Origin of the sequence: Streptomyces poriferorum (assembly GCF_019399235.1) — a bacterium.
Classification (GTDB): Bacteria; Actinomycetota; Actinomycetes; order Streptomycetales; family Streptomycetaceae; genus Streptomyces; species Streptomyces poriferorum.
Genome location: NZ_JAELVH010000088.1, coordinates 1 through 26,085, shown reverse-complemented (window position 1 = coordinate 26,085; position 26,085 = coordinate 1). Strand labels below are relative to the sequence as shown.

General features: G+C 70.7%; 27 protein-coding genes. 11 read left to right on the top strand and 16 right to left on the bottom strand.

Features of this window, described 5'->3' with window-relative positions; all coding sequences use genetic code 11:
* Nucleotides 1-741 precede the first annotated feature (741 nt).
* Nucleotides 742-870, top strand: coding sequence for a hypothetical protein (locus tag JGS39_RS41465; protein WP_264302756.1), 129 nt, complete (start codon nt 742-744; stop codon nt 868-870).
* Nucleotides 867-1,733 (top strand): hypothetical protein, encoded by an 867-nt coding sequence (locus JGS39_RS17310; RefSeq protein WP_219570026.1) that lies wholly within the window; start codon nt 867-869, stop codon nt 1,731-1,733. Before JGS39_RS41465 ends, JGS39_RS17310 begins: the two co-directional genes overlap by 4 nt.
* Nucleotides 1,734-2,315: 582 nt before the next feature.
* Here the strand turns inward: JGS39_RS17310 and JGS39_RS17305 are convergent.
* The gene (locus tag JGS39_RS17305; RefSeq protein WP_219570025.1) at nt 2,316-3,095 is read right to left on the bottom strand and encodes an SDR family NAD(P)-dependent oxidoreductase; all 780 of its coding nucleotides are present in this window, start codon (nt 3,093-3,095) and stop codon (nt 2,316-2,318) included.
* Nucleotides 3,096-3,138: 43 nt separating this feature from the next.
* Nucleotides 3,139-4,452, bottom strand: coding sequence for an SGNH/GDSL hydrolase family protein (locus JGS39_RS17300; RefSeq protein WP_219570024.1), 1,314 nt, complete (start codon nt 4,450-4,452; stop codon nt 3,139-3,141).
* A 149-nt stretch (nt 4,453-4,601) separates the two neighbouring features.
* Here JGS39_RS17300 and JGS39_RS17295 point away from each other — a divergent pair, with 149 nt between their 5' ends.
* The gene (locus JGS39_RS17295; protein WP_219570023.1) at nt 4,602-5,504 is read left to right on the top strand and encodes a LysR family transcriptional regulator; all 903 of its coding nucleotides are present in this window, start codon (nt 4,602-4,604) and stop codon (nt 5,502-5,504) included.
* Nucleotides 5,505-5,669: 165 nt separating this feature from the next.
* Nucleotides 5,670-6,719: an ROK family protein gene (locus JGS39_RS17290; protein ID WP_219570022.1), complete on the top strand. Its 1,050-nt coding sequence runs from the start codon at nt 5,670-5,672 to the stop codon at nt 6,717-6,719.
* A gap of 11 nt (nt 6,720-6,730) precedes the next feature.
* On the opposite strand, the gene JGS39_RS17285 is transcribed toward JGS39_RS17290, so the two are convergent.
* Together JGS39_RS17285 and JGS39_RS17280 are read right to left on the bottom strand one after the other, a co-directional pair.
* A complete protein-coding gene (locus JGS39_RS17285) occupies nt 6,731-7,762 on the bottom strand; it encodes a LacI family DNA-binding transcriptional regulator (protein WP_219570021.1) in 1,032 nt (343 codons plus the stop codon).
* Nucleotides 7,759-8,031, bottom strand: coding sequence for a hypothetical protein (locus JGS39_RS17280; RefSeq protein WP_236063456.1), 273 nt, complete (start codon nt 8,029-8,031; stop codon nt 7,759-7,761). Before JGS39_RS17280 ends, JGS39_RS17285 begins: the two co-directional genes overlap by 4 nt.
* 148 nt (nt 8,032-8,179) lie before the next feature.
* Between JGS39_RS17280 and JGS39_RS17275 the strand changes: the two genes are divergently transcribed.
* Nucleotides 8,180-8,806, top strand: a complete 627-nt coding sequence (locus JGS39_RS17275) for a precorrin-8X methylmutase (RefSeq protein WP_219570020.1) — start codon at nt 8,180-8,182, stop codon at nt 8,804-8,806.
* Between the two features lie 12 nt (nt 8,807-8,818).
* Here JGS39_RS17275 and JGS39_RS17270 read toward each other — a convergent pair whose 3' ends face one another.
* Nucleotides 8,819-9,574, bottom strand: coding sequence for a cobalt-precorrin-6A reductase (locus tag JGS39_RS17270; protein ID WP_219570019.1), 756 nt, complete (start codon nt 9,572-9,574; stop codon nt 8,819-8,821).
* Nucleotides 9,575-9,585: 11 nt separating this feature from the next.
* Here JGS39_RS17270 and JGS39_RS17265 point away from each other — a divergent pair, with 11 nt between their 5' ends.
* Both JGS39_RS17265 and JGS39_RS17260 read left to right on the top strand, forming a co-directional pair.
* Nucleotides 9,586-10,767 (top strand): cobalt-precorrin-5B (C(1))-methyltransferase, encoded by a 1,182-nt coding sequence (locus JGS39_RS17265; protein WP_219570018.1) that lies wholly within the window; start codon nt 9,586-9,588, stop codon nt 10,765-10,767.
* 303 nt (nt 10,768-11,070) lie between these two features.
* Nucleotides 11,071-11,865, top strand: a complete 795-nt coding sequence (locus JGS39_RS17260; protein ID WP_219570017.1) for an SGNH/GDSL hydrolase family protein — start codon at nt 11,071-11,073, stop codon at nt 11,863-11,865.
* A gap of 93 nt (nt 11,866-11,958) precedes the next feature.
* Here JGS39_RS17260 and JGS39_RS17255 read toward each other — a convergent pair whose 3' ends face one another.
* Entirely contained in the window at nt 11,959-12,360 is a 402-nt protein-coding gene (locus tag JGS39_RS17255) for a nuclear transport factor 2 family protein (protein ID WP_219570016.1), read from the bottom strand.
* Between the two features lie 75 nt (nt 12,361-12,435).
* Nucleotides 12,436-13,284: a class I SAM-dependent methyltransferase gene (locus tag JGS39_RS17250; protein WP_219570015.1), complete on the bottom strand. Its 849-nt coding sequence runs from the start codon at nt 13,282-13,284 to the stop codon at nt 12,436-12,438.
* 62 nt (nt 13,285-13,346) lie between these two features.
* Here JGS39_RS17250 and JGS39_RS17245 point away from each other — a divergent pair, with 62 nt between their 5' ends.
* Complete coding sequence (locus JGS39_RS17245) at nt 13,347-15,188, top strand: S9 family peptidase (protein ID WP_219570014.1); 1,842 nt, start codon at nt 13,347-13,349, stop codon at nt 15,186-15,188.
* 256 nt (nt 15,189-15,444) lie between these two features.
* Complete coding sequence (locus JGS39_RS17240) at nt 15,445-16,299, top strand: SURF1 family protein (protein ID WP_219570013.1); 855 nt, start codon at nt 15,445-15,447, stop codon at nt 16,297-16,299.
* Between the two features lie 85 nt (nt 16,300-16,384).
* On the opposite strand, the gene JGS39_RS17235 is transcribed toward JGS39_RS17240, so the two are convergent.
* From JGS39_RS17235 to JGS39_RS17220, 4 genes are all read right to left on the bottom strand, one after another.
* Nucleotides 16,385-17,539, bottom strand: a complete 1,155-nt coding sequence (locus JGS39_RS17235) for a hypothetical protein (protein ID WP_219570012.1) — start codon at nt 17,537-17,539, stop codon at nt 16,385-16,387.
* Between the two features lie 95 nt (nt 17,540-17,634).
* Nucleotides 17,635-18,210 carry a SigE family RNA polymerase sigma factor gene (locus JGS39_RS17230; RefSeq protein ID WP_148019926.1) on the bottom strand — a complete coding sequence of 192 codons (576 nt, stop codon included), beginning with the start codon at nt 18,208-18,210 and terminating at the stop codon, nt 17,635-17,637.
* Nucleotides 18,211-18,569: 359 nt separating this feature from the next.
* On the bottom strand, nt 18,570-19,634 hold the full coding sequence (locus JGS39_RS17225; protein ID WP_219570011.1) for an aspartate-semialdehyde dehydrogenase: 1,065 nt from the start codon (nt 19,632-19,634) through the stop codon (nt 18,570-18,572).
* The gene (locus JGS39_RS17220) at nt 19,631-20,902 is read right to left on the bottom strand and encodes an aspartate kinase (protein ID WP_148019924.1); all 1,272 of its coding nucleotides are present in this window, start codon (nt 20,900-20,902) and stop codon (nt 19,631-19,633) included. Before JGS39_RS17220 ends, JGS39_RS17225 begins: the two co-directional genes overlap by 4 nt.
* A gap of 390 nt (nt 20,903-21,292) precedes the next feature.
* Here JGS39_RS17220 and JGS39_RS17215 point away from each other — a divergent pair, with 390 nt between their 5' ends.
* On the top strand, nt 21,293-22,120 hold the full coding sequence (locus JGS39_RS17215) for an alpha/beta fold hydrolase (RefSeq protein WP_219570010.1): 828 nt from the start codon (nt 21,293-21,295) through the stop codon (nt 22,118-22,120).
* A gap of 141 nt (nt 22,121-22,261) precedes the next feature.
* On the opposite strand, the gene JGS39_RS17210 is transcribed toward JGS39_RS17215, so the two are convergent.
* The 4 genes from JGS39_RS17210 to JGS39_RS17195 form a co-directional block, all read right to left on the bottom strand.
* Entirely contained in the window at nt 22,262-22,822 is a 561-nt protein-coding gene (locus JGS39_RS17210) for a GNAT family N-acetyltransferase (RefSeq protein ID WP_308120484.1), read from the bottom strand.
* Between the two features lie 77 nt (nt 22,823-22,899).
* The gene (locus JGS39_RS17205) at nt 22,900-23,559 is read right to left on the bottom strand and encodes a DUF5063 domain-containing protein (protein WP_219570008.1); all 660 of its coding nucleotides are present in this window, start codon (nt 23,557-23,559) and stop codon (nt 22,900-22,902) included.
* A 101-nt stretch (nt 23,560-23,660) separates the two neighbouring features.
* On the bottom strand, nt 23,661-24,260 hold the full coding sequence (recR, locus tag JGS39_RS17200; RefSeq protein WP_148019920.1) for a recombination mediator RecR: 600 nt from the start codon (nt 24,258-24,260) through the stop codon (nt 23,661-23,663).
* Nucleotides 24,261-24,381: 121 nt separating this feature from the next.
* On the bottom strand, nt 24,382-24,717 hold the full coding sequence (locus JGS39_RS17195; RefSeq protein ID WP_148022075.1) for a YbaB/EbfC family nucleoid-associated protein: 336 nt from the start codon (nt 24,715-24,717) through the stop codon (nt 24,382-24,384).
* 378 nt (nt 24,718-25,095) lie between these two features.
* Here JGS39_RS17195 and JGS39_RS17190 point away from each other — a divergent pair, with 378 nt between their 5' ends.
* Entirely contained in the window at nt 25,096-25,896 is an 801-nt protein-coding gene (locus JGS39_RS17190) for an SLATT domain-containing protein (protein WP_306082456.1), read from the top strand.
* Nucleotides 25,897-25,940: 44 nt separating this feature from the next.
* On the opposite strand, the gene JGS39_RS42165 is transcribed toward JGS39_RS17190, so the two are convergent.
* Nucleotides 25,941-26,085: putative DNA-mimic protein (locus JGS39_RS42165; protein ID WP_505391875.1), on the bottom strand; the 145-nt coding region annotated here is incomplete at its 5' end.

Genomic DNA, 26,085 nt, shown 5'->3' with positions numbered 1-26,085 from the left:
TCACAGGGCAATACAGCTAGACCGGTCTACACACCCTGCTCGCCGCCATCCCCGCCGGACAGCGGACCACCTACGACAAGTGACGACGGTGGTCGGCTGCCATACCGTTCCGATCGGCAGGCATCTGGGCACCTGCGGCCAATGCCCTAACCTCTGGCGAGTTCTCACGGCAGCCGGGAAAGTAGGCCCCGGCTTCCAATGGGCCCCCTCTCGCACGGACACTGCCGCAGACCGCCTGAACAGCGAAGCCGCACGCTTCGACGGGGATGCCGCCGACCCGGTTCAAGGCCTTCGTGAGGACGCTCTCCGGCAAATTCTCAACACCTGAGAGGGTCTCCGGTCTGTGATGCCGTGACTGCGAGTGCCCTTCCTGTTCACTGACCACAATGGCTAGATGACAGCAGCGCCCCGGCTTGGCTTACGAGCTGGGGAGCCACGCGAAGGGGCACTTCCACTCCTGCTCCTCCTCATATCCCTTGCCGCCCTCTTCCCGCCAGGCGCCGGCCTAGCCATGGCGGGAGGCGGCGCCATGGCCGGAGGCATTGCCACGGCCGAGATCACCGCCGAAGCCGCCATGAACGCCGCCCTTCTGGGCAGTGCCGGGATCGTCCTCATGGCGGCGGGGAGTCAGGGAAGCGGCTGGGGCGAGACCACCTCATCTGGATCCAGCGGAAAGGGTTCTGGGTCAACTGGAAGAAGGGGGAAGTGGCGGGCGCGAGCAGATATCGAAGGGACGGAGCCTTGAAGCAGATCGTCCGGGCGCGCGGCGACGTTTCAGCAGCCCCACAGCTCGCAAGAGATCCAAATTTTGTGCGAAACCCGGAAGCCATCGAAAAGGCTTTGAAGATCTACAACGGGATCATTCCATGATGTATAACCTGCTGGTTGCCGGCGTGATGGAATCACGCGTACTGGTATCCGTTCTGGCATCATCCTTTGACGTGAGTGTCGCGGATGTGGATGTATCCGACTCCTTCGGTGATCCCGACCTGAGGAACTGGGAAGCCGCCGTCTCATGCCAGTACAGCGCCCTTCGCGGTGACCTCTCTTGGGGGTTGGACATCTATGCGCAGGAGTTTGTTGCCGACCCTCCCTCAGAATCGGTGTTGGCTCAGCATGTAGCCACAGCAACCGAACTGGTGGTCCTCTTCCCTGCCGAGTCGATGCCGCCAAGCGCCTACTGGGCAGCCACCCCCGAAGGAAACATCACGCGGGTACGCCTCTACGAATCCGACGAAGAAGCCCCCGTATATGTGGTTGATGCCGTGGAAATCCCGATTCGGCAGCTGCCGAACGCAAAGGTGACGAGGATCCCGGAGGTTGTGCGGGAGTTGAGGATTCCCACTCCCATCACGGACAACTTCCGTGAGCAAATGCCCGCACATTTCCTGGCCCCGCGAGGCCCTGAATGGAAGTTCTCGGACGGTCTGGCAGCGTGGGAAATGCTCGTCGCCCACATGGCATCGGGGTGGGCCGGTTCGGGCTGGTGCCCCCCGGACATCTACCGGGAGCGGCTGGCCGCGCGAGACGGGCTGACTACCGTCCCTCACACCCTTCCCCCTCCCGCTGCGGCCGTACTCCAACAGGGGCTTCAGCGCCTGGACAACACCTACACCCACCTCACCACGGAGGACCCACAGGGTTCACTGATCGGAATACTCCTGGGCGCGGAGGCGCGTGGCAGGCAACTGGGCTGGTGGTGGCACCGGCGGCCCGAACCAATGCCCTGGTGATCGGCCACCGTACGACTGCCCGCGTTGAGACGAAGCCCTCCGGGCCCAACTCGCAACCGTCGCGGACATGCTCGGCGGGCAGTTCCCCAAGGCCAGGAAGATGCTCCACAGCACAGTCGAGCGCGTGTTCCGCTCCGGAAACAGAGCGGAACACGGGGTTCAAGAAGCACCGGATCCGGCGGGATCCGTCCCTGCGTTCCGCCGCGGATCGAGATCACGTGCTGATCGCCGAGTTCATGCGCAAGCTCGACGACGCACGCTGACCGCTTCCCGGGGAGCCATTTGGGAGCCGGGCCACCCTCCAAGCCCCTTCGAGACCAACCGACACCACTCCACCCCAACGTCCTGACCAGCCAAAACAGCAAACCACCCGGTGGCAATCACGCCCGGCCTCATTCGGGACGAAGAGGTCGTGGGTTCAAATCCCGCCACCCCGACAGCCGTAAGACCAGGTCAGGGGCCTGATCCACTTAGTGGATCAGGCCCCTGAGTGGTTTCCGGAGTCGTTTGGGAGCCATTTGCGATCCGTTGGGCAAGAGAAGACCTCCCTCAGCCGTGGGTACGCAGGGGTGCGCGCGTGGTCTACAGCTGCCGCAGCGCGCCTCCGTCGATGGCCCATTCCGCGCCCGTGACCTGTGTGGCGCGCGGGGACAGCAGGTAGGCGATGACCCCGGCCACCTCCTGCGGGGTGCCGATGCGTCCCGTGGGCAGGCGGCGCTCGGTCCGGATGAAGCGGTCCACGGCCTGCTCGCGCGGCAGGCCGTAGCGGGTGGCGAGCTGGTCGGCGAATCCGCCGGGGGCGTCGAACAGCGCGGTACGGGTGGGGCCCGGGGAGACGACGTTGGAGCGCACCCCGCTGGGGCCGAGCGAGGTGGCGAGGGCTTTGGACACCGACAGCAGGGCCGCCTTGGATGCGGCGTAGTCGGCGATCGAGGCGTCCGGCAGGCGGGCCGCCTCGCTGGCCACATGGACGATGGCCGCACCGTCCGGGTTGCCGCGCAGGAGGGGCAGCGCGGCTCGGGTGACACGGACCGCGGCGTGCAGGTTCAGTTCGAAGGTGCGGTGCCACTGGGCGTCGTCGATGTCCTCGAAGGACTCGCGGGACGTCAGCGAGCCCGCGTTGTTGACCAGGCCGTCGATGCGGCCGTGGCGGGCCATCACATGGTCCACGGCCCGTTGTGCGGTGGCCGGTTCGGACAGGTCGCCGAGCAGCAGGTCGACGTCGATGGGCAGGTCGGCGGCGGAGCGGGCGACGGCGACGACCTGGGCCCCCTCGTCGGCCAGCAGTTGGGCGGTGGCGCGCCCGATGCCGCTGGTGGCGCCGGTGATCAGGATGGTCTTGCCGGTCAGATGGAGATCCACGAGGGCTCCTCGGGGTGGTGGTGCGGCCGGGACGGGGCACGGGTCAGATCAGGGGTGTGCGCTGCACTTCTCGGGCCATGGCCGCGTAGCCGGCGTCGTTGGGGTGCTTGTGGTCTCCGCTGTCGTAGGCGGGATCGAGGCGTTCGGGATCGTTCGGGTCGGCCATGGCGCTGTTGAAGTCGGCGACGGCGTCGTACGCGCCCGAGGTACGGATCCAGTGGTTGAGCTTTCGGATCTTGTCCGCGGATGTGGCGTTGTAGTACTCGGCACCCTTCATCGGCAGCAGCGTGCCGCCGACGACCTCGATGCCCCGGCGGTGGGCCCGGCGGATGAGGTCACGTTCGACCTCGATCAGCTCCTGGACGGACACGTCCGGGTCGGGCTTGTAGGTGGGCAGGTCGATCTCGCTGTAGCCGATGTCGTTGAGACCGCCCAGCAGCACGACCGTGCTCACGCCGGGCTTGTCCAGCACATCGCGCTCGAAGCGGGACCAGGCGCTGTCGCCGAACCAGGCCGTGTCGTGGACCAAGAGGTTCCCGCCGATGCCGGCGTTGAGGACGGGGCGCGGTGCGCCGGTGGCAGCCAGGTTCTCCGCCAGCTCGTCCGGCCAGCGGTTGTCGGCGTCGGTGGTGGAGCCGAAACCGTCGGTGATGGAGTCGCCGAAGGCGGCGACAGTTCCGCGGCGGGCGGGCGGCGCGGTCCCGGCGCTCCCGCGGACCTCGACATCGGTCAGGTAGTACAGCGAGGCGGAGGTACGGGTGAAGGCGGCGCCGCCGGTGTCGGTGGTGTGGTCGCCGTCGGCCAGGTAGCTGGTGGCGTACGCCTGGTCGTGGAAGGTGGCCGAGCCGGTCCGGTCGCGCAGGTACAGGGTGACGGTCACCTCGCCCAGCCGGTCGACCGGCAGGGCCACCGGGTCGCCGGCCAGGTCGCCCCCGACGGGGATCGAGGCCGACGCCCGGCCGTGGAAGGTGACCGGGCGGGCGCTGCCGGACACCTCGGCCGGGCCCGTGCCGGGCCGGGCGACGGTGGCGGCGGTGATGTGCAGCGAGGAGGTGCCGTACCGGTTCGACAGCCGGATCCGCAGCTGCCCGCCCGGGGCGGTGACGCGGACGGTCTGGCGCAACGTGTGGTCGCGGAAGCCCTCCTGGCTCCAGTTCTTCTGGAAGCTGGAGCTCGGTCGCTGCGGGGAGGCGGTCCAGGCTGTGGTCCAAGGACCGTCGGCGGCGCGGGACCGAGGGCCGTCTGCGGCTCCGGTCCGAGGGCCGTCGGCGGCAGGGAAGGCCGGTGTGCTGCCGAGCGCGGTGGCCAGCACCGCGGCGGCCGCGGCGAGAGCGAGGCGGCGTACGGGTAAGGACATGGCGGTGTGTCTCCTCTTCAGCGGGCGTTCAGTACGGTGGTGAGGGCGCCGGAGAACCGGCACTCCACCACCCTGTCCACCGTCGTGATCTGGAACAACGCCGATCTGCTGAAGTACCGTGCAGCCCTCTTAAACGATCAGGGGGATGTATGGAACGGCAGGAGATGGAGGCGTTCCTGGCGCTGGCCGAGGAGTTGCACTTCGGCCACACCGCCCGACGACTGGGGTTATCGGTGGGGCGGGTGAGCCAGTTGATCCGAACGCTGGAACGCCGGGTGGGGGCCCTGCTGTTCGAGCGGACCAGTCGCCGTGTGGTCCTGACCCCGATCGGCGCCCGGCTGCGCGAGGACCTGCTGCCCGTCCACCGGCAGATCACCGCGGCGCTGGAGCACGCCGTGGCCGCCGGGCGCGGCATCTCCGGCCGCCTACGGGTCGGCTTCTCCAGCCAGATGGTGGCCCGCCTCCTGATGCGCGCCATCGAGGCGTTCAAGGCGGTGCACCCGGCCTGCGAGGTGACGATCCAGGAGGTCCTGCTGTCGGACCCCTACGGCCCGGTGCGGCGGGCCGAGGTACATCTGCAGGTCACCGAACTTCCGCTGAACGAGCCCGATCTGGTGGCCGGGCCGACGCTCCTGTCCTATCCGCGCAGCCTGCTGGTGCCGGTCGACCACGCCTTGGCCCGGGCGGAGTCGGTGTCCCTGGAGGACCTGGCAGGCACCACCTTGCTGACGGTCGGCGGCAGCGCCCCGCAGCACTGGTGCGACCACCACTTTCCCCGCCACACCCCGTCCGGGCGGCCCATACACCACGGGCACGCGGCCGTCTCCTGGCATGAGATCCCCGTCCTGGTCGCGGACGGACAAGGCGTCACCCTCGCCAGCGCCGGCGCCGAGCATCTTCATGCCGCTCCCGGAGTCGCCTGGGTTCCCGTCAGGGACGCGACCCCGGTGCTCTACGCGCCGATCTGGCCGAAGCAGGGGGCCACAGCACGGGTGCGAGCGTTCGTCGAAGCCCTGCGAACGGCGGCCGGACAAGGGCCCGGTGCCTCGTGAGAGGGCTGGGAGCCGACGCACCGGACGGATCCTGTCCGGAATCACCGAGGGTTTTTACTAAACCTTGACCTAAACTAAACTAGTTTCTAGACAGCGTTGTCATCACCCGTCAGAGTGTGATCCGGAGCGAAGGAAACCCGCTTCCTTCACGAAAGGTGTGGTGACGTGACGGTGTACGGAGCACTGGACATCGGCGGCACGAAGATCGCCGGAGCGCTCGTGGACAATGCGGGCACGCTGCTCGTACGCGCGCAGAGGCCTACCCCCGCGCAGCGGTCCGCCGGCGAGCTCATGGCGGCGGTGACATCGGTACTCGACGAACTGGCCCTCCACCCGATGTGGGACGAGCTGACCTGCCTCGGCATCGCCAGCGCGGGTCCGGTCGACACCGCCGCGGGCACGGTCAGCCCGGTCAACATTCCCGCGTGGCGGCGCTTCCCGCTGACCGGGCGGGTGGCGGCGCACCCGCGGCTGCCCTTGGGGCTGCGGCCCGTGCTGGTCGGGGACGCCGTGGCCATGACCGCCGCGGAGCACTGGCTGGGCGCGGCGCGCGGGTTCGAGAACACGCTGTGCATGGTGGTGTCCACCGGGGTCGGCGGCGGCCTGGTCCTCGGCGGCCGGCTGCACACCGGCAGGACGGGGAACGCGGGTCACATCGGGCACATCACCGTCGATCTGGACGGTTCGCTGTGCCCGTGCGGCGCGCCCGGCTGCGTCGAGGGGTTCGCCAGCGGTACGGCCATCGCCGCGCAGGCACAGGCGGCCGGGTGGTCGGCGCCGGCCGGGGTGGCCCCGACGGCGGCAGCGGTCGCCGACGCGGCCCGGGCGGGCAACCCGCACGCCCGGGCGGCCTACGAGCGGGCGGCTCAGGCGCTCGCGGCCGCCATCGCGGCGACGGCGGCTCTCGTCGAGCTCGATCTGGTGGTGATCGGCGGAGGCGTGGCGCAGGCCGGCGACACACTCTTCGCTCCCCTGCGCCGGCGCATGGCCGACTACGCCGTCCTCGACTTCATTCGCGGGCTGCCCGTGGTACCGGCGCTCCTGGCCCTGGACGCCGGGCTGATAGGTGCGGCTGCAGTCGCCTCCTCACAGGCCGGCGTCGCCTCCTCGCAAGCCCCAGTCGCCTCTTCACAGGCCGGCGTCGCCTCCTCGCAAGCCCCCGTCGCCTCTTCACAGGCCGGCGTTCCCGCCCTCTCCTCGGGGCCGCGCCCGTAAGCCGGCCCTTCTCAGTTCCGGGCGGGTGCCTGTGCGGTGGAACCGCGCGGAGTGAGGGACGGGGTCGGCACCTGTACGGAACCGGTGTGCTCACCCTCTATGACGGCGAACAGGGTGCGGGCCACCTGCGCCCCGAAGCTGTGCACGTCGTGGCTCATGGCCGACAGCGTGGGATGCGTGATCCGGCACAGCTGCGAGTCGTCCCAGGCGAGCAGCGACACGTCGTCGGGAACCGCGATGCCCATCTCCGCGGCGACCCCCGCTCCCGCCACGGCCATGATGTCGTTGTCGTAGACGATGGCCGTCGGACGGTCGGCCGACATCAGGAGGGAGCGGGTGGCCCTGGCCCCCTCGCTCCCGTCGAAGCCGGTCGCTATCTGGCGGCCCTCGTCCAGCCCCAGCTCCCGCATCGTGGACGCGAAGGCGGTGGCCCGGATGGCGCTGTGGCCGAGCCCGACCGGGCCGCCGACGCGGGCGATGCGCCGGTGGCCGAGCGCCGCCAGATAGCGGACGGCCTCGGCAGCGGCCGTGGCATCGTCGGTCCACACCGCGGGAAAGGAACCGGTGAGGGACGGATGGCCGACGGCCACCGCCGGCAGCCCGATGGGCTGCAGCGACGGGACCCTCGGATCGTTCTCGTGGAAGTCGACCAGGATGGCGCCGGCGATCGTCTGGCTGCGCCACCAGGACTTGTACTGCTCGGTCTCCTCGTCGAGATCCCGCACCAGCCTCAGGAGCAGCGAGTACGACCGTTCGGCGAGGACGCTCTCGATGCCGGAGATGAAGTCCATGTAGAACGGTTCGAGGCCGAGCAGCCGGGCGGGACGGCACAGGGCCAGGCCGATGATGTCGACCTTCTGGCTGGAGAGGCTGCGCGCGGTGAGGTTCGGGGCCCAGCCCAGTTCCTTCGCGGCCTCGAAGATCCTCCGGCGGGTGACGTCCGATACGCCCGGCTTCTGGTTGAAGGCCAGCGAGACGGCACCCTTGGACACGCCGGCGCGGGCGGCGACGTCCTTGATGGTCACACGTGCGGGACTGTTCACCTCGCGTCCGCGCAGAAGAGGACAGTCCGCGCCCTCTTCCCGTCCGCGGAACCGCAGCCGGTCACGCGGAACCGGGCCTGCTCGCCGGGCAGCAGCGTCCGCCGGCCCTGACCGGCCGCGGCGTGCGGGTCCAGGCGGTCGGCTTGAAGGAGAAGGTCTCTCAGCAGAGTGTGCGCACTTACCACGACGCCGACTGTATCTCTCCTGCCCTTCACCGCATCCACGGTGACGTCGCACTCCGGCAGCGGGCAGACGGCGTCCTCGTCCATGGCGACGAAAGGATTTCGCCCCTTCGAGTGCCCCGGACGTCTGTGCGGGGGCCGCCGGCCCAGTGGATAGCCTCGGTCGGGCCCGTACGGCCGCCCCCGCGTCCGCGCGGGGCCGAGAAGGCAGCCACGCGAAGAGAGCGACAGCACTGTGCACCAGTACGAGAAGGACGGACCGGCCATCTATCGCCAGTCCTTCGCCACGATCCGCGCCGAGGCCGATCTGACGGGGCTTCCGGCCGATGTGAGCCAGGTCGCCGTCCGGATGATCCACGCCTGCGGCATGGTCGACCTGGTCCGCGATCTCGCCTTCACCCCGGACGTGGTGAGCCGCGCCCGTACGGCGCTGAGGGGCGGTGCGCCGATCCTGTGCGACGTGGCGATGGTGGCCAGTGGCATCACCCGGCGACGGCTGCCCGCGGACAACGAGGTGGTGTGCACCCTGTCCGACCCGGCCGTTCCCGGTCTCGCGGCGGAGCTCGGCACGACCCGCAGCGCCGCCGCGCTGGAGCTCTGGCGGGACCGGCTGGACGGTGCGGTCGTCGCCGTCGGGAACGCGCCCACCGCGCTGTTCCGGCTGCTCGAACTGATCGAGGAGGGGGCGCCGCGGCCCGCCGCCGTCATCGGTGTGCCGGTCGGTTTCGTCGGCGCCGCCGAGTCCAAGGACGCCCTGGCCGCGCACCCGTCGGGCCTCGCTCACCTGATCGTGCGGGGCCGGCGGGGCGGCAGTGCGATGGCGGCCTCGGCGGTCAACGCCCTGGCCTCCGAGGAGGAGTGAGCCGGTGGCCGGTCAGCCCGGGTGTCCGAGCCGTGCGCGCAGCCGGCTGACGGCCTCTTCCGGCGTACCGGCCACCGTCACGCCGTCCGGGACCGGTGGCCGGCGGACCACGACCACCGGGATCCGGGCCTCGCGGGCCGCAGCGAGTTTGGGGGCGGTGGCGGCGCCTCCGCTGTCCTTGGTGACGAGGACGTCGATGCCGTGGCGGCGGATCAGCTCGCGCTCGCCTTCGAGGGTGAACGGCCCCCGGTCCCGCAGCGTCTCCATGCGGGCGGGGTACGGCGGTTCGGGGGCGTCCACCGACCGCGACAGGAACCACAGGCCGTTCGGCCCGGCGAAGGCCGCCAGGCCCAGGCGTCCCGTCGTCAGGAACACGCGCCGGCCGAGGGCCGGGAGTACCGCCGCGGCCTCCTCCAGGGAGGCGACCGGGTGCCAGTCGTCGCCCGCGCCGGGCACCCAGCCGGGGCGGCGCAGAGCGAGGAGAGGAACATGGGCGGCAGCGGCACCGGCGGCCGCGTGGAAACTGATCGTCCCGGCGAAAGGATGGGTGGCGTCGATGAGCGCATCCACCCGGTGCGTACGCAGCCATGCGGCCAGGCCCCCGGCTCCGCCGAATCCCCCGATGCGCACCTCCCCGGGCGGCAGCCTCGGTCCGGCCACACGGCCGGCCAGCGAGCTGGTCACCCGGGTCCCCTCAGGCAGCTCCGCCACCAGCAGCCCGGCCAGCCGACGGGCCTCCGTCGTGCCGCCGAGTACGAGCACGTGCATCGGGTCCCTCCATGGGTGAGGCGTCGGGCGGACGCGGCGCAGGTGAGGAGTCGGGCGGACGCCTCACCCATGGAGGGTCGGGCGGGGCTTCGGGCGGGCGCAGCGCCCAACTCAAGCACACGGGTCTGCGGCCCGGCTGGACCACCGGTGCCTGCGCGACCGCGGCCACCACGGCCGCGTACACGGCCCTGCTGACCGGCGACTTCCCCGACCCGGTGACCATCACCCTGCCCGGCGGGCAGACCCCCGCCTTCGCGCTCGCCGTCGAGGAGCTGCACGACGGGCGGGCCACGGCCGGCATCGTCAAGGACGCGGGCGACGACCCCGATGTCACGCACGGGGCTCTCGTCCGGGCCACCGTGCGGCTGCTGCCGCCCGGCTCGGGTGTGGTGTTCCGGGCCGGTCCGGGCGTGGGCACGGTGACGCTGCCCGGCCTGCCGCTCGATGTCGGCGAGCCCGCGGTCAACCCCGTGCCGCGCCGGATGATGCGCGAGCATGTGGCGCGGGTCGCGGCCGCGCACGGGGGCGCGGGGGACGTGGAGATCACGCTCTCCGTGGACGACGGCGAGGAGATCGCCCGCTCCACGTGGAATCCGCGTCTGGGCATCCTGGGCGGGCTCTCGATCCTCGGCACGACCGGTGTCGTGGTTCCGTACTCCTGCTCGGCGTGGATCGACTCGATCCGGCGCGGTGTGGACGTGGCGCTGGCCGACGGGCAGACCCATGTGGCGGGCTGCACCGGTTCCACCTCGGAGAGGACCGTGGTGGCCGAGTACGGGCTGCCGGAGATCGCCCTGCTGGACATGGGTGACTTCGCGGGCGCGGTGCTCAAGTACGTACGCCGTCATCCGGTGGAGCGGCTCACCGTCTGCGGAGGGTTCGCCAAGCTGTCGAAGCTCGCCGCCGGCCATCTGGACCTGCACTCCGCGCGCTCCCAGGTGGATCCGTCGTTCCTGGCCGCACTGGCCCGGCGGGGTGGGGCGGACGAGGCCCTGGCCGCCGAGGTGGCCGCGGCCAACACGGGGCTCGCGGCGCTCCGTTCGTGCCTGGCGCGCGGCATCGCGCTCGGTGACCTGGTGGCCTCGGCTGCACGGGACGAGGCGCTGACGGTACTGCGGGGCGCGCCGGTCGCCGTGGACGTCATCTGCATCGACCGGGCGGGCGCGGTGGTCGGGCGCAGCTCGGTGCGCTGAGGCCCGCCGAGCGCTGCGGCGCGGCGCGATGCGGCGTTCCGGCATCGCCCTTCCTTCTCCTCGTATCTCCTCGTAGGACATTCCACCGCAACCTCCGAAGTGATGAGCAGATGGTCCTCAAACCTTTGTTTCAGGGCTGGTTGGAGGTTTATCTACGCGCGGAGCTATGACTACCGAACGATCATTAGGGCAAATCCGGCACGTTCTCGCGAAGCCATTACCGGTGGGTACCCGAAGCTGCTACAACAGGTGACGCTTCATCAATCCCCCACCCACCCCCCACACTTCGGAGGGCTGACAGCTATGTCAGTACGGAGATTCTGGGCATCCGCATCCACGCTGCTCCTCGCCGCAGCCGCCGCTCTCGGCATGGCCCAGCCGGCCTCGGCCGCCGCCGGCGGGTACGTCGCCCTGGGCGACTCGTACTCGTCCGGCGTCGGCGCCGGAAGCTATATGTCCGACAGCGGTGACTGCCGTCGCAGCACCAAGTCCTACCCCTACCTGTGGGCGGCGGCGAACTCCCCCTCGTCATTCGCCTTCGTCGCCTGTTCGGGCGCCACCACGAGCTCCGTGGCGAGCAGCCAGCTCGGCTCGCTGAGCTCGTCCACCACGCTCGTCAGCGTCACCGCGGGCGGCAACGACGTCGGCTTCGCCGATGTCATGCAGGACTGCGTGCTGTCCGGTGAGGCCGCCTGCCTCGCCGGTGTCAGCACGGCCGTCGGCCAGATGAACAACACGCTGCCGTCGCGGCTGGGTTCGCTCTACACGTCGATCCACTCCAAGGCCCCGCAGGCGCACGTCGTGGTGCTGGGCTACCCGCGCTTCTACAAGATCGGCGGCAACTGCATCGCCGGTCTCACGGAGAAGGAGCGCACCGCCATCAACAACGCGTCCGACGTGCTGAACGGCGTCATCGCCAAGCAGGCGGCGAACGCCGGATTCACCTTCTCCAGCGTCGTCGACGAGTTCACCGGGCATGAGCTGTGCTCCGGCAGCCCGTGGCTCCACAGCGTCACGATCCCCGTCTACAACTCGTACCACCCCAGGGACTCCGGCCAGCTGGGCGGCTATCTGCCCGCCTTCCGTTCGGTCGCATAGGGTCGGCACGGTTGTACCGGGCGCGGCATCGCTTCGGAGTTCCCGGCTCCGAAGAGGTGCCGCGTCCGTGCGTACCGGCCGCCTCCCGTCCGCTCAGTACCGCTCCACCAGATGCTCCCGGCCTGCCGGGGGCTCGTACGGCTCGGGCCAGAAGTCGGTGATCCCGCTGATCCGCCCCTGCGCGTCGAAGGTGAAGAAGTGGACGGCGTGCGACTCCCGCCCGCGGTCCGTGAACAGCGTCCGGACAGCTGCCTGCCGCCCGCCGCCGTCGGCCACGACCCGCTCGACACGCACTCGCCAGTCCCCCGGGTACTCCCGGTTGAACGCCATGTACCGCTCCTTGCCGCGGATGCGCTCGCGGGTCTGCGGCAGGTCGTACAGCACCTCGTCGGCGAGTGTCGCCGCGAAGGCGTCCCAGTCACGGACGTCGGCCGCGGTCCAGTACCTCTCGACCGTGGCACGCAGTTCGGCCGTCGAATCAGCAGTCGTGGTCATGGTCCGAGTCTGGACCCGACCACTGACAATCGGTCCCGCCACTGGCGAACGGCCCCGGCCGGCCGGCCCGTTGCGCTATCGGCGACTGCCCGGTCCGTCCGGCCGGCTCGCCTTGACCGAGTACATCAGCGGAATCCGCGGCCGCTCCGCCGGGAAGCGGTAGTAGCCGTCCGATCCGTGCTCCAGCACCGGGAACCGCGCGAAGAGCGAGGCGTCGTGCTCGTGCAGGAACTCGATCCGCAGACCGGCCGCGGCCAGTGCGGAGACCACACTGCCCACCGGGTGCTGCCATTCGACGCTGCGGTTGTTGACGGTCGGCGCGTCGAAGTCCGCGTACGTGCCCGGCGTCTCGTCCACCCACGCCTCGCGGGAGAAGTAGTCGTGCACGATCCTCGAACCGGTCTCGTCGTCGAGGCAGTCGGTGAGCGGATGGAACTCCGCCAGGTAGAGGAACCCGCCGGGCGCGACCAGCGAGGCCGCCGTCTCGGCCCAGCGGTCGATGTCGGGCAGCCAGTTCAGCGCGCCGATGCCCGTGTAGACGATGTCGTACGCGTCGTCCGGCACCGCCTGTGCCGCGTCGTGGACGTCGGCGGCGACGAACGCGGCCCGGTCCGGGCCCATGCCCAGCTCCCGGGCGAGCGCGCGGGCGGTCTCGACGGCCGGTTCGGAGAAGTCGAGGCCGACGACCTGCGCGGCGCCGTGCCGGGCCCAGGACAGGGTGTCGACACCGATGTGGCACTGCAGGTGCAGGAGGGTCCGGCCGGTCACGTCCCCGACCTCCGCCAGCTCGAAGTCCCGCAGGGCGTCCTTGCCCGCGCGGAAGGAGTCGAGGTCGTAGAAGTCGCTTTCGGCATGGATGGGCACACGCTCATCCCACATCGCGCGGTTGCCCTCGCGCCAGTCGGCGGGTATCGGAGCAGGCATGTCGGCGAGGTTATCCACAGGCTGCGGACGACGCGAACGGATTGTCGGCCGTCCGGCGCAGAATGGAGGGCATGACTGAGACCAATGGTTCTTCGCCGACCGATTCCGTCCCCGCCTGGGAGCAGCGCTTCCGGGCTCCCCGGGTGTCGCTGCCCGACTGGGCGGAGGACGCGCCGGACCGCGCGCTGTTCGTCTCCAACGCGACGGGGACGTACGAGCTGTACGCATGGGACCGGTCGACGGGCGGGCAGCGCCAGGTGACCGACCGGCCGAACGGGACGACGGACGGCGTGCTGACGCCGGACGGCGAGGCCGTGTGGTGGTTCAGCGACACCGACGGGGACGAGTTCGGGGTCTGGATGCGCCAGCCGTTCGGCGCCGGGAGCCAGGGAGCGGTGGACGAGCCCGCGGCTCCCGGTCTCGATCCCTCCTACCCGGCCGGGCTCGCCATCGGACGCGACGGGACCGCCGTGATCGGCCGTTCGACGGACGAGGACGGCACGACGGTCCACGTCGTCCGGCCCGGGGCGGCGCCCGTGGAGATCTACCGCCACCGCGAGTCGGCGGGGGTCGGCGACCTGTCGCACGACGGCTCGCTGATCGCCCTGGAGCACACCGAGCACGGCGACGCGATGCACTCCGCGCTGCGCGTGGTGCGGCCCGACGGCACCGCGGTCGCGGAGCTGGACGACACCGAGGGCGGCACGAAGGAGCTCGGCCTCACGGTCCTCGGCTTCGCTCCGGTCGCCGGGGACACCCGGCTGCTGGTCGGGCACCAGCGGCGCGGCCGCTGGGAGCCGATGATCTGGGACCCGGTGGCGGGCACGGAGACGGACCTCGCCATCGATCTGCCCGGCGATGTCGGCGCCGAGTGGTATCCGGACGGTTCCGCGCTGCTGGTCGAGCACGGCTTCGAGGCCCGCAGCGAGCTGTGGCGGTACGGGCCGGCCGCGGCCGACGGGACCCTGGTGCGGGTGGAGACGCCCGCGGGTTCGGTCTCCGGCGCCACGGCCCGGCCGGACGGCACGGTGGAATACCTGTGGTCGTCGGCCGCCGAGCCGCCCGTCGTCCGCTCCACCACCGGTGCGGTGGTGCTCGATCCGCCCGGCGCGAAGGCCCCGGTGTCCGTCCCGGTCGAGGACGTGTGGGTGGACGGGCCCGGAGGCCGCATCCACGCGCTCGTCCAGCGGCCGGCCGCTCCGGCCGAGGGCCCGTTCCCGGTCGTCTTCGAGATCCACGGCGGACCGACCTGGCACGACAGCGACGCCTTCGCGGCCGGCCCCGCCGCCTGGGTGGACCACGGCTACGCGGTCGTCCGGGTCAACTACCGCGGATCGACCGGCTACGGGCGGGCCTGGACGGACGCGCTGAAGCACCGGGTCGGCCTGATCGAGCTCGAGGACATCGCGGCGGTGCGGGAGTGGGCGGTGAAGTCCGGCCTCGCGGACCCGGCGAAGCTGGTGCTGGCCGGCGGCTCCTGGGGCGGCTATCTGACGCTGCTCGGTCTCGGCACCCAGCCCGGCGACTGGGCCGTGGGCCTGGCCGCGGTCCCGGTCGCGGACTACGTCACGGCGTACCACGACGAGATGGAGGCCCTGAAGGCGATGGACCGCACGCTGCTGGGCGGGACTCCGGAGGAGGTGCCCGAGCGGTTCGAGGCCTCCTCGCCCCTCACCTATGTCGACGCCGTGCGGGCGCCCGTCTACATCTCGGCGGGCGTCAACGACCCGCGCTGCCCGATCCGCCAGGTGGAGAACTACGTCGACCGGCTGAAGGGCCGCGACGCCGTGCACGAGGTCTACCGGTACGACGCGGGCCACGGCTCGCTCGTCGTGGAGGAGCGCATCAAGCAGGTGCGCCTGGAACTCGACTTCGCCCGGCGCCACCTGGGAGACCCCGCCTAAGGGCTGTCCCGCAATTCCTGGTGGATCAGCGCACGGCGTCAGATGCGGTGCATCGCAAGGCGGAGAGGCGCCCGCATACTGGATGTATTCGGGTGTTTCGACAACGCGGCGAGGTGCCGTAGCTGTCGTCGTGCGCCCGCCAGGAATTGCGGGACAGCCCTTAGGCCGCCCGACAGTGACGTAGGGGCCGGATAAAAGGCCGTGTACGGGGTGCCCCAGCTCCGGGGAGCCGGAGCGGGGACCGTACCGTGGAGGGGTGTACCGGTTCCTGCTGACCCCGCGATGGTGGGGGATCAACCTCTTCGTCGTGCTGGCCATCCCGTTCTGCGTGTTCATGGGCACCTGGCAGCTCGGCCGCTTCGAGGACCGCGTGCAGACGCACGAGGCCGCCGAGAAGCAGCCCGCACCCGGCTCGATGGCCGCCGAGCCGCTCGACGAGCTGCTGCCCGTCGACACGGTGACCTCCGGCCGTCCCGCGACCGCGAGCGGCCGGTACGCCGATCAGTTCCTGGTGCCCGGCCGGAAACTGGGCGACCGCAGTGGCTTCTACGTGCTGGCCATGCTGCGCACCGACAGCGGCAAGGCCCTGCCGGTGGTACGCGGCTGGCTGCCCGGGAAGGCCGGACAGACCCCGGTGCCGGCCGCACCGGCCGGCCGGGTCACCGTGACCGGCGACCTCCAGGCCTCGGAGAACACGGGGACGGACGGCGTCGACGCGAAGGGCGGCCTCCCCGACGGCCAGGTCGGCATGATCAGCGCCGCGTCCCTGGTCAACCTCGTGCGCTACGACGTCTACGACGCCTGGGTGACCCTCCAGGACACCGACGCCCGCACGAGTGCGTCCGGGACCGGTGCGTCCGGGACCGCCGATGCCGCCCTCACCGACGCGCCGGGGCAGGGCGGCGGCGAACTGCGTCCCGTACCGGCCGCCGCGCCGGAGGGCAGCGGACTCGACCTGAAGGCGTTCCAGAACCTCGGCTACACGGGTGAGTGGTTCGTCTTCGCCGCGTTCGTCGTCTTCATGTGGTTCCGGCTGCTCCGGCGCGAGGCCGAAGCAGCCCGGGACCTGAAGCTCGGCCTCGTCGCCGACGAGGACACCCCGGCGAGCTGAACCGCCCCCGCGCGGCGCTCGGCGGCCCCACCGGACCCCGGTGAGCTGACGCGCACCCCCCGCGAGCTGACGCGCACCCCCGCACCTACGACGGGGGTGCGAGCACGCCCGTCCGGTAGATCGTGCCCGCGCAGGCGTTGGCGATCGTCGTCTCGGCGACCGGCGCCCCCGGCTCCGGTGTGTGCATCACGGACACGGTGCCCTTGGCCGCACCGTCGCCCTCGTCGCTGCCGAGCTGCGTCTCCGTACCCGCTTCGCCCTCCCCGGTCCCGGTGCCCGTCGTCGTGGACCCGGCCGAGACCCCGGTGCTGCCGGCCGCTCCGTCCGTGGGCGTCGGGGAGGGTGAGCCGCCGGTGGTCGGACAGGTCTCCTGGGGCACCCAGGCGAACTGCACCTCATAGACCATGGACGGCTTCAGGAGCACGGTCGCCTCCTCCTGCGCAGGGTCGGGCAGTCCGGACGCCGGGTCCCCCTGCGTGTGCCGGACGACCACGATCCTGGCCGGGTCGGCCGCACCCGCCGCCGCGAAGCCCACCGTGCCGCCGCTGCTCACCGAACAGTCCTTGCCGGACACGTTGGCGATGCGGAAGGTCCCGTACACCGTGCCGTCGGCACCGACCGCGCCGGTGCTCGCCGAGGCGACCCCGAGCTGGTCAGGGGCGCAGGCCGGCATGACGGCCTCCGCACTGGCGGCCGGATCGTCCGCGGAGCCGCCGCTCGTCTCCTCGTCCGCGCCCTGACCGCTGGTGTCGGAGGGAGTCGCCGTACTGTCCGGGAGGCCCTGCGTACCGCTCTGCTGCCCGTCGCCACCGCCGGTGCCGCCCCCGTTGCCGGATTCCGCGCCGGGCTCCTCGCCGTTGCCGCCCTGCGCCTGCTCACCGTGACCGGCGATGGCGGGGCTGGCGGTGTTGGAGCCCTCGGAGCCGGCCACGTGGACGAAAGCGGGGACCGCGGTGCCGATGAGCAGGGCGGCCGCGGCCACCCCGACGAGCGCCTGGCGGCGCCGCGCACGACGGGCGGGCACCGCGCGGTACAGATGGTCGAGGGTGCCGTCGCTCGGTTCGAGGCCCTGCACGGCACCGCGCATCATCCTGCGCAGCGCGGCCTCGTCGAGGAGGTCACCGCCGAGGGAGCCGGGGCCCGGACCGAACGGGCCGGAAGCGGCGCCATCGGCCCCCGGAGGCGCTTCCTGGTCCGAGTCGCCGTCCCTGTGCGGAGTGTTCTCCGGCCCGTGGTTCACAATTCCGTTTCCAGTCCGGTCATTCCGATGTCCGCGGGCAGGCCGGCGCCGGTTCCCGATCCCGCGCAGGTGATCGTCGTCGTCGTGGCGCCCGCTCATGCCTGAGCCTCCATCACCACGCGCAGCGCCGCGATGCCGCGGGAGCCGTACGCCTTCACCGAGCCCAGGGAGATCCCCAGCGTCTCGGCGACCTGCGCCTCGGTCATGTCCGCGAAGTAGCGCAGAACCAGTACTTCCCGCTGGCGCCGTTGCAGCCCCCGCATCGCCTTGATCAGCGCGTCCCGCTCCAGCTGGTCGTACGCCCCCTCCTCGGCGCTCGCCATGTCCGGCATGGGCTTGGAGAGCAGCTTCAGCCCGAGGATGCGCCGGCGCAGCGCGGAGCGGGAGAGGTTGACGACGGTCTGACGCAGGTACGCCAGCGTCTTCTCGGGCTCGCGTACCCGGTTGCGCGCCGAATGAACGCGTATGAACGCCTCCTGCACGACGTCCTCACAGGAGGCCGTGTCGTCCAGCAGCAGGGCGGCGAGGCCGAGCAGCGAACGGTAGTGGGCGCGGTAGGTCTCGGTGAGATGGTCGACGGTGGTTCCGGCTGCCACGCTCTCCTCAGCGCCCTCGCGCTGCGACGGCAGCCCCGCAGCGCGCGTTGCGGGCATGGGCGCGATCACCGGCATACCACCGGACGCGCGGGGCCGTCTGAGCGGTCGCACCGAAGCGCCGCGCAGGGGGCCCACCACTGTGATATCGAGAACCTCTGCCACGCCAGTTGGACACGTTTCCCCCCGTCAGGGTTGTACGCATACGGCACCGCGTTTAGCTCCATGCGATAAGCCCTCATACGTACCCGTTCTTCCCCAGATGCCCCGAATATGCGCCCCGCCACGCAAGAAGTGACCGCTGAGACGCCTACCGGCCGGCCGGCGGTTGCGACGGGCCGAAAGGTCATCGTCGGCCACCGCGACACCCCAGCTCAAGAGGTTCAGAACAGCAACTTGCTCACAGGGCATTCACAGAGCGTACAAAACAGGTTCGATCAGGACCGGGGAAATTCCGCAGCGACCGCTTCGGCGATCTGCGCCACGTTCAGCGCCGCTCCCTTACGGAGGTTGTCGCCGCAGAGGAAGAGTTCCAGCGCCCGGGGGTCGTCCAGCGAGCGGCGGACCCGGCCGACCCATGTGGGATCGGTGCCCACCACATCGGACGGGGTGGGGAAGTCGCCGGCGCCGGGGTTGTCGTAGAGCACCACGCCGGGCGCGGTGGCCAGGATCTCGTGGGCCCGGTCGACCGCGACCTCGTTCTCGAAGCGGACGTGCACGGACATCGAGTGCGTGGCGATCACGGGCACGTACACACAGGTCGCCGAGACCTTCAGAGAGGGCAGATCGAGGATCTTGCGGCACTCGTCGCGGATAGCCAGTTCCTCGGACGACCAGCCGTCGCCCGCGTCCGTTCCGGCCCATGGCACGACGTTGAGGGCCACGGGTGCGGCGAACGGGCCGCCGGCCGTGTCGCCCACGACGCGGCGCACGTCGCCCGGCTTCGTACCGAGTTCGGTGCCGGCCACCATCGAGAGCTGTTCGCGCAGTACGTCGACGCCGCCGCGTCCGGCCCCGCTCACGGCCTGGTAGGACGAGACGATCAGCTCCCGCAGCCCGAACTCGGCGTGCAGGGCGCCGACCGCGACGATCAGCGACAGCGTCGTGCAGGTCGGGCTCGCCACGATGCCGCGCGGCCTGATCCGTACGGCATGGGGGTTGATCTCGGGGACGACCAGCGGGACCTCGCTGTCCGTCCGGAAGGCCGCGGAGTCGTCGATGACGACCGTGCCCTTGGACGCGGCGAGCGGCGCCCAGCGTGCGGACACCTCGTCGGGCACCAGGAAGAGCGCCACGTCGACGTCGTCGAAGACGTCCTCGGTGAGCCCGAGTACCTCGGTCTCCTCACCGCGCACCACCAGCTTGCGGCCGGCGAGACGCGGTGAGGCGATCAGTTTCACCTCGCCCCAGACATCCGCGTGTTCCGAGAGGATCTGGAGCATGACGCCGCCGATCACCCCGGTCGCGCCGACGACCGCGAGCGAAGGGCGGCGTGTGGTCATCGGCCGGTGCCCCCGTACACGACTGCCTCGTCGGAGTCGCTGTCGAGACCGAAGGCGGTGTGCACGGCGCGCACGGCCTCGTTGACGTCGTCGGCGCGGGTGACCACCGAGATGCGGATCTCGGACGTCGAGATCAGCTCGATGTTCACGCCGACGTCGGACAGCGCCTCGAAGAAGCCCGCGGTGACCCCCGGGTTGGTCTTCATACCCGCGCCGACCAGGGAGATCTTGGCGATCTGGTCGTCGTAGCGCAGCGACTCGAAGCCGATGCCGGCCCTGCTGCGCTCCAGGGCGTCGATGGCCTTGCGGCCCTCCGCCTTGGGGAGTGTGAAGGTGATGTCGGTCAGACCGGTCGACGCGGCGGAGACGTTCTGCACCACCATGTCCATGTTGATCTCGGCGTCCGCGATCGCGCGGAAGATCGCTGCGGCCTCGCCCGGCTTGTCGGGCACGCCGACGACCGTGACCTTGGCCTCGGAGACGTCGTGGGCGACTCCGGAGATGATGGCGTGCTCCACCTGCTGGTCCCCTTGCGGCTCGTTGCTGACCCAGGTTCCGCGCAGCCCCGAGAAGGACGAGCGGACGTGGATCGGAATGTTGTAGCGGCGTGCGTACTCCACACAGCGGTGCAGGAGCACCTTGGAACCGGACGCGGCCAGTTCCAGCATGTCCTCGAAGGAGATCCAGTCGATCTTCCGGGCCTTCTTCACGACCCGCGGGTCGGCGGTGAAGACACCGTCCACATCGGTGTAGATCTCACAGACCTCGGCGTCCAGCGCCGCCGCGAGCGCCACCGCGGTGGTGTCCGACCCGCCGCGGCCGAGGGTCGTGATGTTCTTGCCCTCCTGGCTGACGCCCTGGAACCCGGCGACGATGGCGATGTTGCCCTCGTCGATCGAGGTCCGGATGCGGCCGGGCGTGACATCGATGATGCGCGCTTTGTTGTGGACCGAGTCGGTGATGACACCGGCCTGGCTGCCCGTGAAGGACTGGGCCTCATGGCCCAGGTTTTTGATCGCCATGGCCAGCAGGGCCATGGAGATCCGCTCCCCGGCGGTCAGCAGCATGTCGAACTCACGCCCGGCAGGCATCGGGGATACCTGCTCGGCGAGATCGATCAACTCGTCCGTCGTGTCACCCATCGCGGACACCACGACAACCACCTGGTTGCCGTTCTTCTTGGCGTCGACGACTCGCTTGGCGACCCGCTTGATGCCCTCGGCATCGGCTACGGAGGAGCCTCCGTACTTCTGCACGACAAGGCCCACGTGCGCTCCTCGCTCAATCCATTTATCGCGGTCGGCTCAGTTTAACGAGCAGTCCGGAAACGCCCCGTTCATACCACATGCTGAGATGTCCCGCTCACCACGTGATCGTCGGCGTGTCGCTCCGAACTGCTCGTACGAGGCTGCTGCCCGCTGATCACCGCACCACTCCCCCATGTGGCCCAGCCCACATGCCGGGCGGTCGACGCGCCTGCCCGGCCCCGCGCGGCTCCCCGCGCGCCCGGTGGCGGGTGCGCGGGGAGCCGCGCCCCGATTTGCGGTTCACCGCACGCGCCCCAGGATCGGTCAGTGGGGGATCGGGGGCCCCGTCGAGTTCCACGCGGCGGCGCCGGCGCCCGTCCGGCACCGCCTCCTTCAGCGAAAGGACCGGCCATGCCTGTCTGCACCACCCGCGACGGTGTCGAGATCTTCTACAAGGACTGGGGCCGAGGGCGGCCCGTGGTGTTCATCCACGGCTGGCCGCTCAACGGCGACGCCTGGCACGACCAGCTCAAAGCGGTGGCCGACGCCGGGTTCCGCGGCATCGCGCACGACCGGCGCGGTCACGGACGCTCCACCCCGGTCTGGGACGGCTACGACTTCGACACCTTCGCCGACGACCTGGACGACCTGATCACGGGCCTGGACCTGCGGGACGTCACGCTCGTCGCCCACTCCATGGGCGGCGGCGAACTCGCCCGCTACATCGGGCGTCACGGCACGGAGCGCATCCGGTCCACCGTCCTGCTGTCGGCGGTGACCCCGCTCATGCTCAGGTCCGGCACCAACCCGGAGGGCGTGCCGGAGGAGGCCTTCGACCAGATCAAGGCGGGCATCCTGAAGGAGCGCTCGCAGTTCTGGAAGGACACGGCGGAGGGCTTCTTCTCCACCGACAGGCCCGGCAACAAGGTGACGCAGGGCAACAAGGACGCGTTCTGGTACATGGCCATGGCGCAGACCATCGAGGGCGGCGTCCGCTGCGTCGACGCGTTCGCGTACACCGACTTCACGGACGACCTGAAGAAGTTCGACGTCCCCACTCTCATCGTCCACGGCGACGACGACCAGATCGTGCCCCTCGACGCCACCGGCCGCAAGTCGGCGCGGATCGTCTCCGGCGCCGAGCTGAAGGTCTACGAGGGCGGCTCCCACGGCATCGCGCTGGTCCCCGGCGACAAGGAGAGGTTCAACAAGGATCTCCTGGACTTCCTCAAGAAGTAGCCCGCACAAGCCCGACCGGACGGGAGACCGCGGGAACCCGGCCGGTCAGGAAACCGCGGGAACCCGGCCGGAACGCGGTCCGGGGATGCAGGCCGGGCCGCGGCCCGGGAAACGGGCCGGAACGCGGCCCGCGGAAGCCCCTCAGACCGGCGCGACCGCCGCGTCCGGCGCGTCCGCCGCGTCCGGCCATTCCTCACGCAGCATCGCGAACAGCACCGTGTCGTACCGCCTGCCCGCCACCCGTACGGTCTCCCGGCGCCGGCCCTCCTCCCGGAAGCCCGCCCGGGTGAAGGCGCGGACGGCCCGCTCGTTGCCGCTCCAGGTGTCGAGCTCGATCCGGTGCAGCCCGAAGGCCCCGAACAGATGCCCCACCAGCAGCCTCAGCGCCTCCGACCCGTACCCGCGGCCCCAGTGGTCCCGGCTGCCCACGGTGACGCCCACCGTGACCACCCCGGCGAACGGGTCCAGGTCCCGGTAGTCCGCCATGCCGATCACCGTGCCGTCGGCCAGGTCCTCGATCGTGAGGACGGCCGACTCCCTCGGGGGCAGCCGCAGCATCGTCTCGAAAGCGAGCGCGAGAGCCTCCTGTGTGACCGGCCCGAAGCACGGGTCACCGGCCGTGGCCCAGTGCACGACCTCCGGGTCGTTGCGCCACCGGAGGTGATGCGCCGCGTCCTCCGCGCGCAACGCGCGAAGCCTCACAGATGTACCTTCGATCATCCGGTGATCATATTCCCGGCCGGGCGCGTGGTGATCTTGAAAAGCGGGCGCCCCCGGAGCTACTTCACCGGGCGGAGCCCCAGCGGGCCGGCGATCTCCTCGACCATGACCCGGCCGGCCTCCTCGGCCAGGTCGTCGTCGCCGGCGTCCTGGTCGGTGTCCAGGCCGTCGAGCTCCTGGAGAGGTTGGTTCAGCCGGATGTGCGCGATCAGCGACTGGAGCGCGCGCAGGGCGGCGGAGGCGGTGGAGCCCCAGTTGGAGAAGTAGGAGAACTGCCACCACCACAGGGCCTCGGTGGCGCGGTCCTCCTCGTAGTGGGCCAGGCCGTGGCGCAGGTCCGTGACCAGGTCGGCCAGGTCGTCGGAGATGCGCGCCGGGACCGGGGCCTTGCGGGGCTCGTACGGGTCGAAGACCTCGGAGTAGACGTCGATCGGCTCCAGCAGGGTCGCGAACCGCTCGCGCAGCCCGTCCGCGTCCGGCTCGGCGCCGAGATCCGGCTCGTAGCGCTCGTCGGGGAGGATGTCCTCGTACGCGCCCAGCCGGCCGCCGGCCAGCAGGAGCTGGGAGACCTGGAGGAGCAGTACCGGAACGGCTTCCTCCGGCTCCTCGACGTGGGACACCTCGGTGACCGCGACGATGAACGTCTTGATCTGGTCGGCGATCTGGACGGCGAAGTCGTCCGGGTCCTGAGTGACAGTGTTCAGCGTGGCGTCAGACATCGAGGAGACCTCCCGTGGGCACGGTCGCAGACGGTGGGAAGAAGATAACGGCGCTGAACGTAAAGCCGTCGTGAGGCCGCCGGTCCGCGGCCGAAAAACGATCAGACATCGAGCAGGCGCCTCCCCTCGAAGGCGCGGCCGAGGGTGACCTCGTCCGCGTACTCCAGGTCGCCGCCCACCGGCAGGCCGCTGGCCAGCCGGGTGACGCGCAGACCCATCGGCTTGACCATCCGCGCCAGGTACGTCGCGGTGGCCTCGCCCTCCAGGTTGGGGTCGGTCGCCAGGATCAGTTCGGTGATGGAGCCGTCGGCGAGCCGGGCCAGCAGTTCGCGGATGCGCAGATCGTCCGGGCCGACGCCCTCGATGGGGCTGATCGCCCCGCCCAGGACGTGGTAGCGGCCCCGGAACTCACGGGTCCGCTCGATCGCCACGACGTCCTTCGGCTCCTCGACCACGCAGATGACCGTCCGGTCGCGGCGCGCGTCACGGCAGATGCCGCACTCCTCCTGCTGGGCCACGTTGCCGCAGACGGCGCAGAAACGGACCTTGTCCTTGACCTCCAGGAGGGCATGGGCGAGACGGCGCACATCCGTGGGCTCGGCCTGGAGGATGTGGAAGGCGATCCGCTGCGCGCTCTTGGGACCGACGCCGGGCAGCCTGCCCAACTCGTCGATGAGGTCCTGAACCACGCCTTCGTACAACGGAACGCCTTTCGAGCCGGATCGGCTGCTTCGTGGTACGTACCGTAGGGGGTACGTACCGTCTTGGGTATGCCCGCGGTCGTGTGCGGGCACGGCCTCGGCCGTGTGCGGTACGGCCGGGTCAGAAGGGGAGGCCGGGCATTCCGCCCAGGCCCTGGGTGAGCGGGCCCAGCTTCTGCTGCTGGAGCTGCTGCGCGTTCTCGTTCGCCGCCTGGACCGCCGCCACGACGAGGTCCGCGAGCGTCTCGGTGTCCTCCGGGTCCACCGCCTTAGGGTCGATCACCAGGCCGCGCAGCTCGCCGGAGCCGTTGACCGTCGCCTTGACCAGGCCACCGCCCGCCTGGCCGTCGACCTCGGTCCTGGCCAGCTCCTCCTGAGCCTGGGCGAGGTCCTGCTGCATCTTCTGAGCCTGCTGCAGCAGCTGCTGCATGTTGGGCTGACCACCACCGGGAATCACGGTCACTCCAGGCATTTCGACGACAAATGTTTCGGTAAGCCGAGCCTACGTGCTCCCCGCGCGGCGCGCCCCACCCACTGGCGGGCAACTCTTTCGAGTGAGTTCCCGCGGACCGTGGCGAGGCTCCTATACCTGACCAGAGGCCCTGTGCACCCGGGAATACCGCGATTTCGACCCCATGGCCCACCATTCGGCGGTAGGAAGGGGTGCGTCCCGGTACGCGCACGCGCATCTCCCGTCACGCAAGGTTACGCACGGGGGACTGCGGGTCGCACCGGGGCCAGTGAGCAGCGAGTGCACAGAGAGCAGAGATCCGCCCATCGTCGAGTACGCGGTCGAGAACACGCGTCGCTATGCAGCATGCAGAGGAGTACCCCGGTGAGTCAGCCGGAGATGCAGCCCGAAGGGCCGCCCCGCAACGAATCCGGTGTGTCCGGTCCGGCCACTCCTTCCGGTTCCGGTGCGGGCTCCGGCGCTCGGAACCGTGAGGCGCAGGGCAGGGACCTGACCGGGACGCCGTTCCCGCTCGGCGACTGGGGCGAACCCGCCCAGCGGCTCGACGAGCTGTACCGATGGGTCGAGGCCGACGCGCTGCGCACCGCCGACTGGTATCTGGGCGACCGGGTGTGGAAGCGGCGCGGCGCCAGGGCACTGCGGCTGGGGACGGCGGCCGGGGCGGTCGCGGGAGCCGCGCTGCCGCTGCTGGACCTGACGGGCGCGCTGCACGGCGCGGCGGGCTGGGGGTATCTGTCGCTGCTGCTGGGCGCCGCGTGCATGGCGTGCGACCGGTACTTCGGCCTGACCTCGGGCTGGATAAGGAATCTCGCCACGGCTCAGGCCGTACAGCGCCGGCTCCAGGTGCTCCAGTTCGACTGGGCGTCGGAGTGCGTGCGCGAGGTGCTCGGCCCGGCCGAGGGGACGGCGAGCGAGGCGGCCGAAAGGTGCCTGGGGGTGCTGCGGCGCTTCTCGGAGGACATCACGGAACTCGTACGGTCGGAGACCGCGGACTGGATGGTGGAGTTCCGGGCCGGTCCTGCCCCGATGGGCATGCAGGCACTGGTCTCGGGCGGCTCGGGCGGCGGGCGCGCGGAGCCCGGGGTTCAGCCGGGAAGGTTCCCGCTGCAGTCGATGGGCCGGCCGAACATGCCGCGGCAGCGGCCGCCGGAGTCCCCGCGGTGACCGGTCACCGGTGAGCACCGCGGGGGACGGCCGGGTCCGCGCCCTCAGCTGAAAATGATCATCGAGCCCTGGGCGAGGCTGCGGGTGGCCGCCGCGTGCAGGCCGAGCCAGACGTGGCGTTCCCGGGCGAACGGGTTGTTGTCGTACGGGACCGGCATCGCCGGTTCCTCCAGCGAGGTGGGCGCGACG